Raw genomic sequence first — 14,835 nt, forward strand, 5'->3', positions numbered from 1 at the left:
CACCATCAGCGTCATGACGCTGCGGATTGTGCGAGTTGACGACGAGGCGACGCTGCTCGACTGGCGGCGCGTGCACAACGAGATCGTTCCTCCGGCCGCGTTGTCGGTCGAGGAGGTCCGCGAGCGCAGCACCCGCAACATCCTCGAGGTCGCGTACGACGGTGACGTGCTGGTCGGATGCTCGACGGTCCGACCGCCCTCGGCGGAGACTGCGGCGGAGACCGTGATCGCGCGCGTACTCCCGCCGTACCGGAGGCGTGGATTCGGCGAGACGCTGTACCAGCACTGCCTGGCGCAGACCGGCGGACCTGTGGAGACTCACATCCTGGCCAGCAACGTTGAGGGCATTCGGTTCGCCGAGCATCACGGCTTCGTCGAGGTGGAGACGTATGTGCTGCCCGGCGAAACCGAATCCTGGGTGTTGCTCAGGCTCGACTCAGCCTCGCGTTGAGGCCGTTTCCGGTACGACGGCCTGGCGGAGGCCGGGGGTGGTGGTGGCGACGGTCACGACTGCTGCCACGCAGAGGACGGCGCCTGAGATGAGCGCAGTGAACGGTGAGGTGAACTGGGCGGTGACGCCGCCGCGGACGTTGCCGAGGTTGGGGCCGGCGCTGCCGACGATCTGTTCGGCTGCGGCGGCTCGGCCGAGGAGTTCATTGGGGGTGTGCAGCTGAACAATGGTGCTGCGGGCAACGACCGAGACCGTGTCGGCGGCACCGGCGATGGCTAGAAAGGCGAGCGCGATCCATGGGGTTGGTGCGAAGGCGAACAGGCCCAGCGCGACTCCCCAGCTGCCGGCGCCGATCAGCATCACCACGCCGGGGCGTGGCAGTCGGGTGTAGGAACCGGACAGTACCGAGGCGAGCACTCCCCCGACGGCGATCGAGGTCAGGAACAGCCCGAGCGTTCGCGGGTCACCACCGAACCGCTCGGCGTTCAACGCCGGGAAGAGGCTGATCGGCATCGACAGCACGGTGACGGCGAGGTCGGTGATCAGCGCCCCACGGATGACCGGGGTCGACACGACGAAGGTCAGCCCGTCGACAACTCCGCGCAGACCGGGTCGCACGTCGCCGTCGACTCGAAGCAGTGGGAGACCGAGTACGCCGTACAGGGCTGCGGTGAACGTCAGCGCGTCGACCAGGTACGCCGTACTGGGGCCCCAGGCGCCGACGACCAGTCCACCGGCGGCCGGACCGATCAGCATGGCGCCTTGGAAGGCGACGCGGTTGAGGGCGATGCCGCCGGCCAGCAGCTCTCGGGGCAGCAATTGCGGGAGGATGCTTCGGGCCGCGGGACCGGATGCTGCACCGAAGGCGGCCTGCATCGCGACCAGCCCGAGCAGTACGCCGACGGGCACCGAGCCGATCAGCAACTGGCTAGCCATCAGGGCGGAGGTGAGCAGCTGGCCGAGCGTGGTGATCAGGTAGAACCGTCGGCGTTCGAACCGGTCGACCGCCGCTCCGGCGAACAGGCCGAGCACGATCAGCGGCAACGCCTGCGCGAGCCCGACCGCACCGGTCCAGGCCGAGCTCTTCGTCTCGTCCCACACCTGGAACATCACCGCGACGAACGCCAACTGCCCACCGAAGACCGACACCGCCTGCCCGAACCACAGCCGCCGGAACGGCCGCGACGCCCGCAGCGGGGCCAGGTCGATCAGCATGCCTTTCATTCGGCAAGCTTTTCGGTGACGCGTTCGTAGAAACTCTTCCGCGCCAACGCCGCCTCGATGTCGCGCACGACCTGCGTCATCTTGTACGGCAGCTCGTCCTCGAGCTCCGTGATCGCCGCCTCGGTCGCCCGCCACTCCGCAGCCAGCAACCCGGCCAGCTCCTCCGCCTGCGGCGTGAGCGCCACCACCTTGGCCCGAGCATCCGGCCCGGCCTCGGTCTGCACGAGCCCCGCCGTCCGCATCGCCGCGACCTTCTGACTGAGTGCCGAATGCGTCCGCCCCACCGACTCGGCCAGCTCGGTGATCGTCATCGGCCCCCTGAGATGCAGCCGCAACAGCTCCATCACATAGGTCGGCTTCAGCCCCTGAATGTCGCGATCGGTGTAAACCCGCCCGATCTCACCGTCGATCCGCCCCAGCAACTGATGGAGCGCACGCCACTGACTCTGCTCTGTCGGATCATCCACCAAGCCATCGTAACAGCACTTATATAAGCACTGTCACAACGGCTCGATGTTCATGCTGCGATGGAAGACGTTGGCCGGCAACCACCAAGTACGCCGCCGGCCGCACTGGTTGACCACGCCAGCCGATGGACATCAGCAGATGTCTGTTACCGCTGGGACCCCGTTCGCGATATGCCCCCAAACCGGTTTGGGGAGGCGTCATGCTCCCTGAGCACCGATGTGGGGAGGATCCACCGCCCGCAGCGGTCCAGGATCCTCCCCAAACCACCTCGCCACCGACGCGGTTCAACCCCAAACCGGTTTGGGGAGGCGTCATGCTTCCTGAGCATGGATGCGGGGAGGATCCACCGCCCGAAACGGTCCGGGATACTCCCCGAACTGCGGCGGCACTGGCGGGGTTCCTCCCCGAAGGGGTTTGGGGAGGAACCCCAGCACGTTGGGAGCGGTACGGGGCGGGGTGATCCGCTGAGCGGTGGTGGGGTGGGTAACGTCCGAAGACACGCCGACGACGCCCTGCGGTTGTTCGGACGTTGGGGGGATTAGGGGAGGGGGCGGTCTAGGACTGCTTTGAGGTGGCTGAAGGTGTCTAGGGAGTACTTGCCGTGGTAGCGGCCCATGCCGCTTTCGCCGACGCCGCCGAAGGGGAGGTCGGTGGCGGTGAGGTGGACTACGGGGTGGCCGAAGCCGACGGCGCCGGAGGAGGTTTCAGTGAGGATGCGGTGCTTGACTTCGTCGGATTCGGTGAAGGCGTAGAGGGCCAGGGGCTTGTCGCGGTTGCGGATGAAGGCGAGGGCTTCGTCGAGGGACTCGACGGTGAGGATCGGGAGGACGGGGCCGAAGATCTCTTCGCCCATGACCGGGGAGTCGGCGGCTACGTCGGTGAGGACGGTGGGGGCGATGTATTTGGTGGCCTTGTCGGTTTCGCCGCCGACGACGACGCGGCCGCTGGTCAGGAGGCCGGAGAGGCGGTCGAAGTGGCGTTCGTTGACGATGCGGCCGTACTCGTCGCTCGTGGACGGGTCGGCGCCGAACTTGCGGTGGACCTCGGCGGTGAGGGCGGCCTCGAGGGGCGCGGGGTCGCCGATCGCCAGGACGTAGTCGGGGGCGACGCAGGTCTGACCGGCGTTCAGGAACTTGGCGCGGACGAGTCGCTCGGCGACCTTGGCCGGGTCGACGGCGGGATCGACGATGACCGGGCTCTTGCCGCCGAGTTCGAGAGCGACCGGGGTGAGGTGTTTCGCGGCCGCCGTCATCACGATCCGGCCGACCTGGCCGTTGCCGGTGTAGAAGATGTGGTCGAACTTCTGCTCGAGCAGGGCGGTCGTCTCCGGGATGCCGCCCTCGACGACCGCGACCGCAGAGGCATCCAGGTACGCCGGTACGTGCCGCGCGATCGTCGCGGAGACGGTCGGGGACAACTCGCTCGGCTTGATGACAGCAACGTTGCCTGCAGCAAGGATTCCGACGAGCGGGGCGAGGGCGAGGTGCAGCGGGTAGTTCCACGGGCCGACCACCAACGCGACACCGAGCGGCTCGCGGATCACTTCCGCCGTACCGGGCAGGAGTTTGTCCGGCAGCGGTGCCGGCTCCGGGGCGAGCCACTCGTCGAGGTGTTCGAGGGTGTGGTCGATCTCGTTGACGATGAACATCAGCTCGGTACCACGCGCCTCGTCGGCGGGCTTGCCGAGGTCGGTGTGCAGCGCGCCGACGAAGTCCGCGTCTTGTTCCAGCAGCATGGTCTTCAGCGCGTTCAACTGCTCCCGCCGCCACTCGACCGGCCGCGTGATGCGCGAGTCGAAGGTCGCGCGGAGATCGGTGACGAGCTGGGGAATGTCGGAGGTCATCAGGAGTTTCCGTTCGGGAGCCATTCGGGGCGGTTTGAGCCGCGGGGGACGAGGATGGTGCTGAAGGCACCGGGGGTGGCGGACATCTGCACCTGGTCGGTGACGCCTTGGTACAGACCGAGTGGGGTTTCGGCGGTGAAGGTGTCGGGGTCCAGATAGGCGTGGTCGCCGCCGCTGCCCGCGATCTGCCGGGCGTAGTTCTGGTCGAAGATGCCGAGGCTGATGATCCAGAGCGCGATCCGGGTCAGCGAGATGTGCACCCGGTACGAACCGCCTTCGGTGGCGCGGCGGATCAGCGCGGCGCAGATGCCGGCGGTCGCGAGCCAAGGTACGAGGTAGTCGTTGACCACTCCGATGTGCGGCAGGACCGGCTGGTCGGCCGAACCTTCCAGCGTCATCATGCCGGTCACACAACCCGCGGTCTGGTCGAAGCCGACTCTCGTTGCCCACGGCCCCTGTTCGCCGTGGAGCGAGACCGTGGTGTGGATGATGCCAGGCCGGATCGCCGCCGCTTGCTGGGGTGAGAGACCGAGCGTGGAGACCTGGCCGGGGCGCCGGTTGGCGTAGAAGACGTCGGCGCCGCGAAGCAGGTCGCGGACGGTCTTCATCGCGGCCGGGTTGCGGGCGTAGTCGACGGTCGCGGACCGGACACCGACGTTCGCCGTCATGTAGACGACCGGGTTCTCCCACTCGGTCGGCCGCCAGAGGTTGAGCGCGTCGGCGCCGTGCTGAGCCAGCGCGCGGCCGATTCCGGCCCCCGCGATGACGTGGCCGAGGCCGAGAGCCCGGATCCCGTCGAGCGGTTGCAGTGCGCCCGCGGGGAGCGGCTCGGGCGGTGAGTCGCCGATCTTCTCGATCTCGATGAGTGGGAGGCCGGCCAGAACGTCCTTGTACTGCGTGGTTTCCAGGAACTCCTCGGTACTACGGACCATCGGCATCACGATTCCCGCGTCCGCACCGGCTTCCTCCAGCTCGCTGGCCTTCCAGCGGGCGATAGCAGCGGCGATCGCGGTCGCGTCGTCGTACGTGCGAAGGAGTTTGAGCGTTGCGGTCTTGAGCTTCGGGTAGATGTTGAGCGGCATCACCCAGCGGCCGTCGCCGGCGCGGTAGAACTTGAGCGACAGCGGGCTGGCCGGGTCGGCGGTGTTGGTCGGCGGCAGGCCGTTCACCAACTCCCACTTCTTGTCGTAGAACGGGCACAGCCGGTGCGGCGCCTTCCGCAGATCCATGCTGATGTCCTGCCCGGACCCACCGCGATGCCGCCACAACGCGGCCAGCGCGACGGACTTCGCCACGAGTCCGATGGCGGGCGCAGCACCCAGCCGTACGGCGCTCGGCACGATCGGGTCCGCGCCGACGAACTCGACCCGTCCCCCACAGTCGTCGGCCGTGAACCCGACATCCGCCAGCACCTCCCCTAGCGCGGCATGAAGGTCGAACTGATCATCCGCCTCAGAGCGAATCGGGTTGGCCAGCGAGGCGCGCACCCGCGCAGTCACAGCACTCATTTGCTGTCCCCGGAAGGAGCAGTTCCCAGCGCCTTCATCAGCGCGATCTGGGCGGTATCGCGCTTCTTCGCGAGTTCGGCGACGGTGCCACCGAAGTCGTCGGCCTGCTTGCTCAACAGAGCGTTCGTGGGTTCATCGAGGTTGGGGGCGCCTAGCTGGCCCCAGCGTTTCTGGAGGCCCGGACCCAGGTGCTCGAGGAAGTGTGGGAGGCCGCCGGGGCCGCCGCCGAGGTGGAAGCTGAGGAAGGGTCCGCTGACTGCCCAGCGCTGGCCAAGGGATGAGGTGACGACCTCGTCCAGTTGTTGCTCGGTCACCACACCTTCGGCGACCAGGTGGACGCATTCGCGGAAGATTGCCGCCTGCAACCGATTGGCGACGAATCCGGGGACCTCTTTGGCCAGCACGATCGGCTTCTTGCCGAGGCTGGTGTAGAACTCCACAGCGCCCTGTACCGCTTCGGCTGAGGTCTGTTGGCCCGGCACGACCTCGACGAGCGGGATCAGGTGTGGCGGGTTGAACGGGTGGCCGACCACCAACCGCTCGGGCGCCTGCAGAGCGGTGGCGATATCGGTCGCCGGAATCCCCGAGGTGGACGTCAGAAACAAGGCATGTGCAGGAGCATTCGCCTCGATCGTCGTCCAGATCTGATGCTTGAGGTCGAGCCGCTCCGGCCCGTTCTCCTGTACGACGTCGGTGCCGTCAACCGCGCGCGCCAGATCGGGCTCGAAGCTCACCCGGTCGGTCAGCCCGGCGCTCGACAGACCGAGCTCGTCCAACGAAGGCGCCAACTCTGCCAAGCCGGCGTGGACGACGTCCTCAATACCAGGAGCCGGATCGCTGATCACGACGTCGATCCCGTGTGCCGCCATCAGGCCGGCCCAGGAGACACCGATCACGCCGCCACCGACAATGGTTGCCCTCATCATCGATCTCCGTCCAGGTAGTCGTGCACGACCGAGACCGGCCCGAGCGTCAGGTCGGTCAGGATGTGACTGGCCGACACGATCTCCAGCACCGGCAGATCGGCCAGCGGTGCCAGCGCGTGCGGTACCAGGTGCAGCCGCGCCGGTCCCGTCCAGGCACCCTTGATGGTCAGGTCGGTGAGCTGGCTGCGGACCAGTTCACAGATCCGCGGCTTGCGGTCGTAGCCCGGCAGCAGCTTCAGCATGTACGTCGGCGCGGTCAGCTCGGCGCGCGCTTCGGCCTCGGCCATCACCTGGTGCTTGTACCCCATCGTCGCCAGCGCGACCTGGATCGAGCCGTAGTCCAGCGTGCCGACCAGCGTGTCCGAGTCCACGCTCAGCGTCGGCTTCCCGAACTTCTTCGGATACCCGGAATACTCGCGGCCGCTGGTGATCGCGCCGAGGTGATCGACGTACATGCCGAGGGTGAACTCACCCGGCGAACCGTCGTACTCGACGAGCGCGACCTGCCCGGATTCGGTGTAGTCGCCGAGCCCGGTCACGTCCGGCATCCGCATCACCTCGAACCGGACCAGCGGGTCGGTCACCTTCAGCGGCGCCGGGACGAGCGCGTTGAGCGCGTCCGGGTCGGTCCGGTAGGTGATGTTCAGATACTCCCGATCGGTGAACCGGTAGGGCCCGCGCGGAAAAGCCGGCGAGGCCAGAGGAGTGGTGAGCTGGGCCCTGACGTCGTCCTCGGACATGACCATGTCCTCGATGCTAGAACACGACCCTTGCTACGGTGCGGCGCATGAACGCATTCGCGGTTCGGACCGCCATCGACCTCGACGCGCCACCGGCCGCGGTCTGGCGAGTGCTCACCGACAGTACGGCGTACCCGGAGTGGAATCCGTTGATCTTCTCGTTGACCGGTGAGTTGACGGCCGGTACGACGGTGACCACCCGTGTTCGAGATGCCAAGGGCAAGGAGCGGACCTTCACTCCGCGTGTCCTCGTGGTCGAACCGAACCGGGAGCTCACCTGGCTCAGCCGGGTCGGCTTCGGCGGTCTGTTCGACGGCCGGCACAGCTACCAACTCGAGCAGCTGCCCGGTGACCGGACCAGGCTCCGCAACGACGAGGAGTTCCGCGGGATCTCGGTTCCGTTCCTCCGCTCGATGTTGCGCAAAACCATCGAGCCGCAGTTCGTTGCGATGAACAACGCCCTGGCGGCTCGGCTGGCTCAGGACGTCTGACTGCCACCCAACGAGGGGCTGGTGGCGTGCCGGATGAGCAGGGTGGGCGGTTTCGTCAGGCCCACGGACCAGATGTCGGTGCTTCCATCGGCGGCGCGGAGCGGATAGAGCAGTGTCTCGTTGTCACGCCAAACGGGTTGGTCATCGAGCAAGCGGTCGTCGGGCGGGTTGGTGATCTTGCGGGTGGCGAGGTCGAGGACCGCGAGCCGCCATTTGCCGGTGGCAACCTTCTGTTTGTAGGCGATCCGGCGGCCGTCGGGTGACAGCGACGGGCACTCCACGTTGCGAGCGATCGCTTCACCGCGATAGAGCCGGTAGTCGCCTTCGATGAGGTAGGTCTTCCCCTTGCTGCCCATGGTCAGGTAGAAGCGGTTGCCGTCGGCAGCGAACGTGATACCCCAATAGTTCACGTCCGAGGCGAAGTAGCGCTCGCCGTCGACGAGGATCGGAAGCGTCTCGATGGACTTGATCAGCCGCTTCTTGTCCAGGTTGTAGAGGCCGGTCCGGGTGGAGAAGCCGGTGGCGGCATAGGAGTCGCCGGTGACGAAGAGCGTCCAGTTCACGATCCGGCCGTTGGGCGAGACGCGCGCCCGACTCGGTGTCCCGGGCAACGTTTCCCGGTGGATCTCCTGCAGGTTCGCGTCGAGGACGAGCATCTCGGTCAGCGGCGGCAGCGAATCCGGTTTGAGCCGCAGACAGATCGCCGTACCGCGAGCTGCGGCGAACCGGTCGCAGGACAGCTCCCCCACCTTCCGGGTAGCCCCCGGATCAGCCACCGGAACCGCCGCGAGCTTGCCGTGGTCGGGCCCGTCCGCGAGGTTGCGGAAGAACAGTGTCGACTGATCCAGCGCGAGCGACTGCCCGGTGCTCACCGGTACGGCGTTCACGGTCGCGCCGCCGTGTCGCACCGACACGACGTACCCGGCGGCACCTCCGAGCAGCACGACGAATCCGGCGATCAGCCCGATGATCTTCTTCATCGTGCGGCCTCCAAAGGTCTGATCACGGCCGCGGCGACGGTTACCATCAGCAAGACCGCGGCGAACAGGAGCAGCGCGGGCCGGACATCCCACAACGTCCACAACAGGCCGACCGTGACGGCCGAGACCATCCGCGCCAGCGCCTGCCCGGTCTGCAGTACGGCGAGCCCACTCGCCCGAAGGCCCTCCGGAAGCATTGGTCCCGCAGCCGCCGGAAGCACTCCGTCGGTGGCGGCGTAGAACGCCCCGTGCAGAGCAAGCGCCAGCCACCAGTTGCCGATCGGACCGCAGACCAGCAGGATCGCGACGATCAGCGCCAGGTGTCCGGCGATGAAGATCTTCCACCGCCCGATGCGGTCCCCGAGCCTGCCAAGCGGGATCGCGAGCAGCAGGAACGTTCCCGCCGTACCGAGCGGCAGTAGCGGGAACAGCCGGCCGTCGATGTCCCAGCGCCGTTGCAACGCCAGGTAGAGGAACGAGTCCGTGACCGTGAACAGACCCAACGCGGCAGCCCAGATGCAGCAGCGCCGGAAGCTTGCCTCCCGCAACAACCCCAGCATGGTGCGGAAGGACGGTTTGGTCTTGACCGGCTCGCTGCTGAGCCGGGTCCGGTTCGGGACCAGGACGACCAGCAGCAGGACAGCGCAGGTCGCCAACGAGAAGCTGGTGACGAAGACCGCGTTGTAGTTGCCCAAGGCAGCCCATAGCACCGCGGTCGCGGCCAACGGACCGAGGAAGGCCCCGACCGTGTCCATGGCCCGGTGCACACCGAACGAACGACCGAGCGTCTCGGGCGAACTGCTGAGTGAGATCAAGGCGTCCCGCGGGGCGGTCCGGACGCCTTTGCCGGCTCGGTCGACAGCCAGTACGACGCCGATCGCGGGTACCGACGAGCCGGCCACCAGGAACCCCAGTTTCGCGGCGGCCGAGACGCCGTACCCGATGCCTGCAACGGCCTTCAGTCGCTGCCACCGATCAGCGACATGCCCGCCGACCAACCGCAGTACGGCGGTCGCACCGGCGTACAGGCCGTCGAGCAGACCGAACTGCAACGGGTTCAGGCCGAGACCGAAGACCAGGTAGAGCGGCAGGATCGCGGTCACCATCTCGGCCGAGATGTCGGTCACCAGACTGACGATGCCCAGGGCAACGACCGTGCCGGGGACCCGGGTCAGGACCGAGCGGGCTGGTGTCGCCCGGGCCGCGGCGTGGTCCGCGGCCCGGGTTCCGGCGAGGTACATGACCTCAGCCCTTGGCCCGGCAGGTGTACGTCGGGCTGCTGTCCTCGACATTGTTGTTCAGGCCGAGCAGCTGCGAGGTCCACGAGTTGTCGGTCATCGTCAGCTTGATCACGCCGTAGGTGCTGAGCAGCTTGGCCGTGGTCGGGTGTGCGGGCGACAGGTCGTACGGGTGCGCGCCACCCATCCCGCCGACGATCTCGACCGTCCCGTTCGGGTCGGCGTTGCCGTCACCGTTCATCGGCACGAACCGTTCGTAGTCGTGGTCGTGACCGTTCAGCACCAGGTCCACCTTGGCGCCGGTCAGGATCCGCCAGAACTGTTCGCTGTCGTCGTTGTCGCCGTGGTCACCCGAACTCCACCGCGGATGGTGGAAGTAGGCGGCGACGCACCCCTTGGTGTTCTTCGCCAGGTCGGCGCGGAGCCAGGCGAGCTGGTCGTCCCGCGGCGTGGCCAGGGTGTCGTGCGTCATGTAGTCGCTGGAGTCCAGGGCGATGAAGTGCCAGTTCCCCTTCTCCCAGCTGTAGTAGCGCTTGCCCTGCGGCTTCGCGATGGCGTCCCCGAAGTACTTGTCGTAGCCGTTGTACTTCGGCGAGTCGTAGGTGTCGTGGTTGCCGGTGACCGGCTTGGTGATGCTCTTGTACTTGCCCCACGTCTTCGCGTAGTAGTTGGTGTAGTCGGACAGATGCGCGTCGTCGTACTGGCTGTCGCCCATCGTGATCAGGTTGGCCGGCTTGATGAAGTCGACAACCTTCACCGTCTTCGGGTGGATGCAGGTCGAGTCCGACGCGGTGCACTGCTCGGCGATGTCACCGGCTGCGGCGAGCACGAACTGACCGGTGCCACCGGCGCTCGTCTGCACCGTGATCGCCGCGCTCGCGGCGGATACGTTGTCGGCCAGATCACGCGCTCGCACGCTGTAGCTGTACGACGTGTCGGCGGCAAGACCGGCATCCGTGTACGTCGTGGTCGTGGACGTCGCGACCGCGACCCCGTTACGCAGGATGTCGTACCCGGCGACGCCGACATTGTCGGTGGACGCGGTCCAGCTGAGCCCGACCGAGGTGGCCGTGACAGCTGAGCTCGCGAGCCCGGTCGGGACCGTCGGCGCCTGGGTGTCGCCGGTCGAGTCCGAGACGCCGTACACCTCGGCCTCGAACAGCGAATACCCGTACGCCGTTCCGCGCTTCGTCCCGACCACTCGCACGTACCGGCCGTGGCCGGTCAGTCCGGTGATGTCATCGGTGGCGCCGTTCTGACTGGTAAGGCTTTTGACAGTACTGAAAGTGGTGCCGTCGTTGGAGACCTCGATCCGGTACTCCCTCGCGTAGGCGGCCTCCCAGGTCAGTTTGACCCGGTGGACGTCGGCCGGCTGACCGAGATCGATCCGCAGCCACTCCGGATCGTGGCCTTCCATGCTGGCCCAGCGCGTGGCGGTGTTGCCGTCAACCGCCTTGTCTGCCGTCGTTGTGTTGTCCTCGATGCTGGACGCGAGGACCGGTTTTCCCCGTGATAACAGAGAATCCGCAGTGGTACCGGCGATGGCCGCCGATCCACCCAGTGCGGCGACCAGGACGACGGGTAACAGCGTCGACAGCCGGCGCAATCGTTTGCTCATGACAACCTCCGTGGGGCGTGCCGGAGAAACTGTTAGGAAGGTTACCTAACAGTCCGAGCAAGGTAAACCCCGGGTGAACCGCTCGTCCAGTGCTCAGCCGGAGTGAGTTGTGCCGCGCAGGACGAGCCGCGCCGGTACGACGAGCTCCTGCGGACCCGCCGGCTCGTCACCCCCGAGGTGGGCGAGCAACCGGGCCGTGATGGCCTCGGCCATCTCCTCGTGCCCCGGATTGATCGATGACAACGACGGCACCAGGTACGCCGCTTCGTCCAGGTCGTCGAAGCCGATCACCTGCACCTCGGCCGGCACGCGCAGCTCCGCATCCGCCAGTGCCCGCAGGGCTCCGATCGCCACCACGTCGGTCAGCGCGAACACCGCGTCGAAGGAGATACCGCGATCGAGCAACGATCGGATCGCGTCGTACCCGTCCTGCAAACGGAAGTTACTTTGCACATTGAGCTCGGGATCGACCGGTACGCCGGCGTCGTCGTGCGCGAGCGCATATCCGCTGGCGCGTAGTCCCGGCATGTTCGCGGCGCCGCTGGGTTCGCCGCCGATCATCGCGATCCGACGAGCGCCGGTCGACAGCAGATGCGCGGTCGCCAACCGGGCGCCGCCGACGTTGTCCATCATCACGTGGTCGAACCGCGACGGCAGAGCCCGCTCGCCGATCATCACGACCGGCGCATCGGTGTTCAGCCGGGACAGTTCGCCCGGGTCGATGTCGACCACGCTGAGGATCAGGCCGTCGTACATGCGGAGCCGGGAGAACGCGACGGCGTCGAGCTCACCCTCGCGGCTCGCGCCCGTCCGCTCCATCACGATCCGCAGCCCGTGCGCCTCGAACCGGTCCGCCAGCCGTCCTGCCAACTGGGCGAAGTACGGGCGCTCGAGCTCTGGCACCGCGAGCCCGACCACACCGGTCCGGCCCGCGCGCAGATGCCGCGCGGCCAGGTTCACCTGATAGCCGAGCTCCGCGATCGCGGCCAGCACCCGCTCCCGGGTCGCCGCACCGACCCGCGGCCGGCCGTTGACGACATTCGAGACCGTCATCGTCGACACCCCCGCGGACCGGGCGACATCAGCCATCGTCACCACGGAGGCCTTCTTCATGGGCCCAGCGTAGTGGCCGAACACCCCTGCTAATTAAGGGCTGGTCCGCTCAGGCGTCAGGACTCGACCCGGGTACGGCGTTCCCGGACGGCCGCGTACCCGAATCCGGCAGCGGCGAGCACGATCCCACCCCCGGCCAGACCGCCGACCAGCGTCATCCGCTGGTCGAGGCGATCGTCACACTGCATCGGGGTGACGCCCTTGTCCGGGGAGTACACCGACCCACAGCTGACGTTGTCGACCGCGAGTGGACGGATGGCGAGGAAGAGCCCGGTCAGCAGCAGAAGCACGCCCACTGCACCGAGCAGCTTGCTCAGCACGTCCCTGCCTGCGGCAGACCAGGACGCCGGCCCGGGTTCGGACTCGACAGGAGGGCAGGCAAGCCCGACCAAATCGCGGTGGTCAGACGCTGCATGCACGCTCACGCTCCCTGGACGCTTGTCAGATTTGATCAAATCTAACGCGCCTAGCCACGGTCGTTGAAGTCCAGGCCCACCCGGGCGGGCAATCTTCACTCATTCCTAACGCTCCTCCCGGGTAGCAACGATCCGCAGGACTAACCGGTTCACCTGGCGGCACGGCGGAGCGCGGATTCCCGCCTGGCGGACACCACCGAGCCCGATTCCCGGCGCGCCATCCGGCGCAGCACGACCAGCGCGAGCAGCAGACCGGCGACCGCCCAGAGCGCGAGCACCCCGGCCGTCTCGAAATGCCGCCACGACTGACCCACCTCGACCACCACCGCTTCGTCGGGCAGCAGCGCCGACCGCATCCCGAGTCCCATCCAGTAGATCGGGGTCAGTTGGCCGATCCACTCCAGCCAGCCGGGCAGCGCGGTGATCGGGTAGAAGATGCCCGAGATCGCGATGAAGCCGAGCGTCGGCAGCTGGATCAGGCCCTGCGCCCGGGCCGAGGTGAAGACCGATCCGAGGACGGCGCCGATCGGCAAGGTCGCGACCATTCCGAGCAGCAGGACCCACACCAGCGTCAGCCAACCGGACGCATCGACACTGAGACCGCCGACGACGATCAGCCCCGGAATCAGCACGATGACCAGGTCTGCGAGCAGAGAGCCGGCCACCGAGACGACCTTGCCGACCAGGTAGCCGCGCATGCCGTTCGGCGTCGCCTTCGCTCGCAGCAACGTGCCGTCCTCCCGGTCGGCGGTCAGCTGCTGACTCATGCTGACCAGGCCCATCGCCGCGTTCATTCCGAGGATGCTCGGCAGCGCCAACGCTCCGAGCAGCAGGCCGCTCGACCCGAAGTCGCGATGCCGGAGGAAGAACAGTGCAGCCAGCGTGAGCACCGGCCAGAGGAAGTGGCTGACCAGCTCAGGCCCGTTGGTGAACGACTGCCGCAGCTCGATCAGGCCGCGCTGCCATCCCGCCCTCACGACGCCACCAGCGCCAGGTAGGTGTCCTCGAGCGAGGCCCGGCGGACCTCCAGTTCGCGGAGCTCCTCGCCGTACTGGGCGAACAGGCCGCGGACGAACCCCGTCGAGTCCGCCGTCTTCTTCCGGAAGCCTTGCCCGTCGATACTCCAGCGGACCTCGTCCTCACCGGCGATCGCGGCGGTCAGCTCGGCAGTCGTCCCACTGGCGATGATTCGGCCGCCGTTCAGAATCAGGATCCGGTCCGCGAGCCGGCTGGCCTCGTCCAGATCGTGAGTGGTGAGCAGGATGGTCGTGCCGTGCTCGGTCGCGAGCCGGGCGACTAACTCGTGGAACTCGCGGCGCGCCTCGGGATCGAAGCCTGTGGTCGGTTCGTCGAGGAACAGCAGTTCGGGCCGCCCGACGATGCCGATCGCCACGTCGAGCCGCCGCCGCTGACCACCGGACAACATCCGGATCTTCTTCCCGGCGCTCTCCGTCAGGCCGACCTCCGCGAGCAGCTCACCGGTCGGCCACGGCCGCTCGTAGTACACGCCGAGGTGGTGCAGGAGTTCATCCACTCGCCAGTTGCCGTGGTCGCGCCAGGACTGCAGCACGATCCCGACCCGTGCACGCCAGCTCTCATCGGCATGCGCCGGATCGACGCCGAGCACCTCGACCCGGCCTGCCGATCGCAGCCGGAAGCCTTCGAGAATCTCGATCGTCGTGCTCTTCCCGGCGCCGTTCGGGCCGAGCAGGGTGAGCACCTCCCCCGGCCGCGCCGCGAACGACACATCGTGCAGTACGTCGACCTCGCCGTACCGCATCTGCAAACCCTGAACGTTCATCATGGCTCGAAAGCTACG

The 14,835-nt window shown here is 67.4% G+C and carries 15 protein-coding genes; 2 read left to right on the plus strand and 13 right to left on the minus strand.

The window, feature by feature from the left end:
• The first annotated feature begins 13 nt into the window (after nucleotides 1-13).
• Nucleotides 14-451: a GNAT family N-acetyltransferase gene (locus tag ACIA49_RS02250; RefSeq protein ID WP_396375262.1), complete on the plus strand. Its 438-nt coding sequence runs from the start codon at nucleotides 14-16 to the stop codon at nucleotides 449-451.
• Here the strand turns inward: ACIA49_RS02250 and ACIA49_RS02255 are convergent.
• The 6 genes from ACIA49_RS02255 to ACIA49_RS02280 form a co-directional block, all read right to left on the minus strand.
• On the minus strand, nucleotides 437-1,675 hold the full coding sequence (locus ACIA49_RS02255; protein ID WP_396375263.1) for an MFS transporter: 1,239 nt from the start codon (nucleotides 1,673-1,675) through the stop codon (nucleotides 437-439). The two genes, ACIA49_RS02250 and ACIA49_RS02255, sit on opposite strands and share 15 nt — an antisense overlap.
• Nucleotides 1,672-2,142, minus strand: a complete 471-nt coding sequence (locus ACIA49_RS02260) for a MarR family winged helix-turn-helix transcriptional regulator (RefSeq protein WP_396375264.1) — start codon at nucleotides 2,140-2,142, stop codon at nucleotides 1,672-1,674. The genes ACIA49_RS02255 and ACIA49_RS02260 overlap by 4 nt, the downstream gene beginning before the upstream one ends.
• Before the next feature lie 539 nt (nucleotides 2,143-2,681).
• Nucleotides 2,682-3,986, minus strand: a complete 1,305-nt coding sequence (locus ACIA49_RS02265; protein ID WP_396375265.1) for an aldehyde dehydrogenase family protein — start codon at nucleotides 3,984-3,986, stop codon at nucleotides 2,682-2,684.
• Nucleotides 3,986-5,494, minus strand: a complete 1,509-nt coding sequence (locus ACIA49_RS02270) for a CoA transferase (RefSeq protein WP_396375266.1) — start codon at nucleotides 5,492-5,494, stop codon at nucleotides 3,986-3,988. The genes ACIA49_RS02265 and ACIA49_RS02270 overlap by 1 nt, the downstream gene beginning before the upstream one ends.
• Entirely contained in the window at nucleotides 5,491-6,417 is a 927-nt protein-coding gene (locus ACIA49_RS02275) for a 3-hydroxyacyl-CoA dehydrogenase NAD-binding domain-containing protein (protein WP_396375267.1), read from the minus strand. Before ACIA49_RS02275 ends, ACIA49_RS02270 begins: the two co-directional genes overlap by 4 nt.
• The gene (locus tag ACIA49_RS02280; RefSeq protein WP_396375268.1) at nucleotides 6,417-7,166 is read right to left on the minus strand and encodes an acetoacetate decarboxylase; all 750 of its coding nucleotides are present in this window, start codon (nucleotides 7,164-7,166) and stop codon (nucleotides 6,417-6,419) included. The genes ACIA49_RS02275 and ACIA49_RS02280 overlap by 1 nt, the downstream gene beginning before the upstream one ends.
• 41 nt (nucleotides 7,167-7,207) lie before the next feature.
• Here ACIA49_RS02280 and ACIA49_RS02285 point away from each other — a divergent pair, with 41 nt between their 5' ends.
• Nucleotides 7,208-7,651 (plus strand): SRPBCC family protein, encoded by a 444-nt coding sequence (locus ACIA49_RS02285; protein WP_396375269.1) that lies wholly within the window; start codon nucleotides 7,208-7,210, stop codon nucleotides 7,649-7,651.
• Here the strand turns inward: ACIA49_RS02285 and ACIA49_RS02290 are convergent.
• From ACIA49_RS02290 to ACIA49_RS02320, 7 genes are all read right to left on the minus strand, one after another.
• On the minus strand, nucleotides 7,639-8,631 hold the full coding sequence (locus ACIA49_RS02290) for a hypothetical protein (protein WP_396375270.1): 993 nt from the start codon (nucleotides 8,629-8,631) through the stop codon (nucleotides 7,639-7,641). The two genes, ACIA49_RS02285 and ACIA49_RS02290, sit on opposite strands and share 13 nt — an antisense overlap.
• Nucleotides 8,628-9,872 (minus strand): MFS transporter, encoded by a 1,245-nt coding sequence (locus ACIA49_RS02295; protein WP_396375271.1) that lies wholly within the window; start codon nucleotides 9,870-9,872, stop codon nucleotides 8,628-8,630. The genes ACIA49_RS02290 and ACIA49_RS02295 overlap by 4 nt, the downstream gene beginning before the upstream one ends.
• Before the next feature lie 4 nt (nucleotides 9,873-9,876).
• The gene (locus ACIA49_RS02300; RefSeq protein WP_396375272.1) at nucleotides 9,877-11,487 is read right to left on the minus strand and encodes a discoidin domain-containing protein; all 1,611 of its coding nucleotides are present in this window, start codon (nucleotides 11,485-11,487) and stop codon (nucleotides 9,877-9,879) included.
• Between the two features lie 93 nt (nucleotides 11,488-11,580).
• The gene (locus ACIA49_RS02305; RefSeq protein ID WP_396375273.1) at nucleotides 11,581-12,600 is read right to left on the minus strand and encodes a LacI family DNA-binding transcriptional regulator; all 1,020 of its coding nucleotides are present in this window, start codon (nucleotides 12,598-12,600) and stop codon (nucleotides 11,581-11,583) included.
• 56 nt (nucleotides 12,601-12,656) lie between these two features.
• Nucleotides 12,657-12,920: a hypothetical protein gene (locus tag ACIA49_RS02310; RefSeq protein WP_396375274.1), complete on the minus strand. Its 264-nt coding sequence runs from the start codon at nucleotides 12,918-12,920 to the stop codon at nucleotides 12,657-12,659.
• Nucleotides 12,921-13,165: 245 nt separating this feature from the next.
• On the minus strand, nucleotides 13,166-13,993 hold the full coding sequence (locus ACIA49_RS02315) for an ABC transporter permease (RefSeq protein WP_396375275.1): 828 nt from the start codon (nucleotides 13,991-13,993) through the stop codon (nucleotides 13,166-13,168).
• Nucleotides 13,990-14,820, minus strand: coding sequence for an ABC transporter ATP-binding protein (locus ACIA49_RS02320; protein WP_396375276.1), 831 nt, complete (start codon nucleotides 14,818-14,820; stop codon nucleotides 13,990-13,992). Before ACIA49_RS02320 ends, ACIA49_RS02315 begins: the two co-directional genes overlap by 4 nt.
• Nucleotides 14,821-14,835: the final 15 nt, after the last annotated feature.

The sequence above is a fragment of the Kribbella sp. NPDC051587 genome (genome assembly GCF_044453945.1).
Lineage (GTDB): Bacteria > Actinomycetota > Actinomycetes > Propionibacteriales > Kribbellaceae > Kribbella.

Coding starts and splice junctions, on each gene's coding strand:
- ACIA49_RS02320 (WP_396375276.1), bottom strand. CDS start 14,820: ATGATGAACGTTCAGGGTTTGCAGATGCGGTACGGCGAGGTCGACGTA.
- ACIA49_RS02300 (WP_396375272.1), bottom strand. CDS start 11,487: ATGAGCAAACGATTGCGCCGGCTGTCGACGCTGTTACCCGTCGTCCTG.
- ACIA49_RS02290 (WP_396375270.1), bottom strand. CDS start 8,631: ATGAAGAAGATCATCGGGCTGATCGCCGGATTCGTCGTGCTGCTCGGA.
- ACIA49_RS02255 (WP_396375263.1), bottom strand. CDS start 1,675: ATGAAAGGCATGCTGATCGACCTGGCCCCGCTGCGGGCGTCGCGGCCG.
- ACIA49_RS02265 (WP_396375265.1), bottom strand. CDS start 3,986: ATGACCTCCGACATTCCCCAGCTCGTCACCGATCTCCGCGCGACCTTC.
- ACIA49_RS02270 (WP_396375266.1), bottom strand. CDS start 5,494: ATGAGTGCTGTGACTGCGCGGGTGCGCGCCTCGCTGGCCAACCCGATT.
- ACIA49_RS02305 (WP_396375273.1), bottom strand. CDS start 12,600: ATGAAGAAGGCCTCCGTGGTGACGATGGCTGATGTCGCCCGGTCCGCG.
- ACIA49_RS02280 (WP_396375268.1), bottom strand. CDS start 7,166: ATGGTCATGTCCGAGGACGACGTCAGGGCCCAGCTCACCACTCCTCTG.
- ACIA49_RS02250 (WP_396375262.1), top strand. CDS start 14: ATGACGCTGCGGATTGTGCGAGTTGACGACGAGGCGACGCTGCTCGAC.
- ACIA49_RS02275 (WP_396375267.1), bottom strand. CDS start 6,417: ATGAGGGCAACCATTGTCGGTGGCGGCGTGATCGGTGTCTCCTGGGCC.
- ACIA49_RS02295 (WP_396375271.1), bottom strand. CDS start 9,872: ATGTACCTCGCCGGAACCCGGGCCGCGGACCACGCCGCGGCCCGGGCG.
- ACIA49_RS02285 (WP_396375269.1), top strand. CDS start 7,208: ATGAACGCATTCGCGGTTCGGACCGCCATCGACCTCGACGCGCCACCG.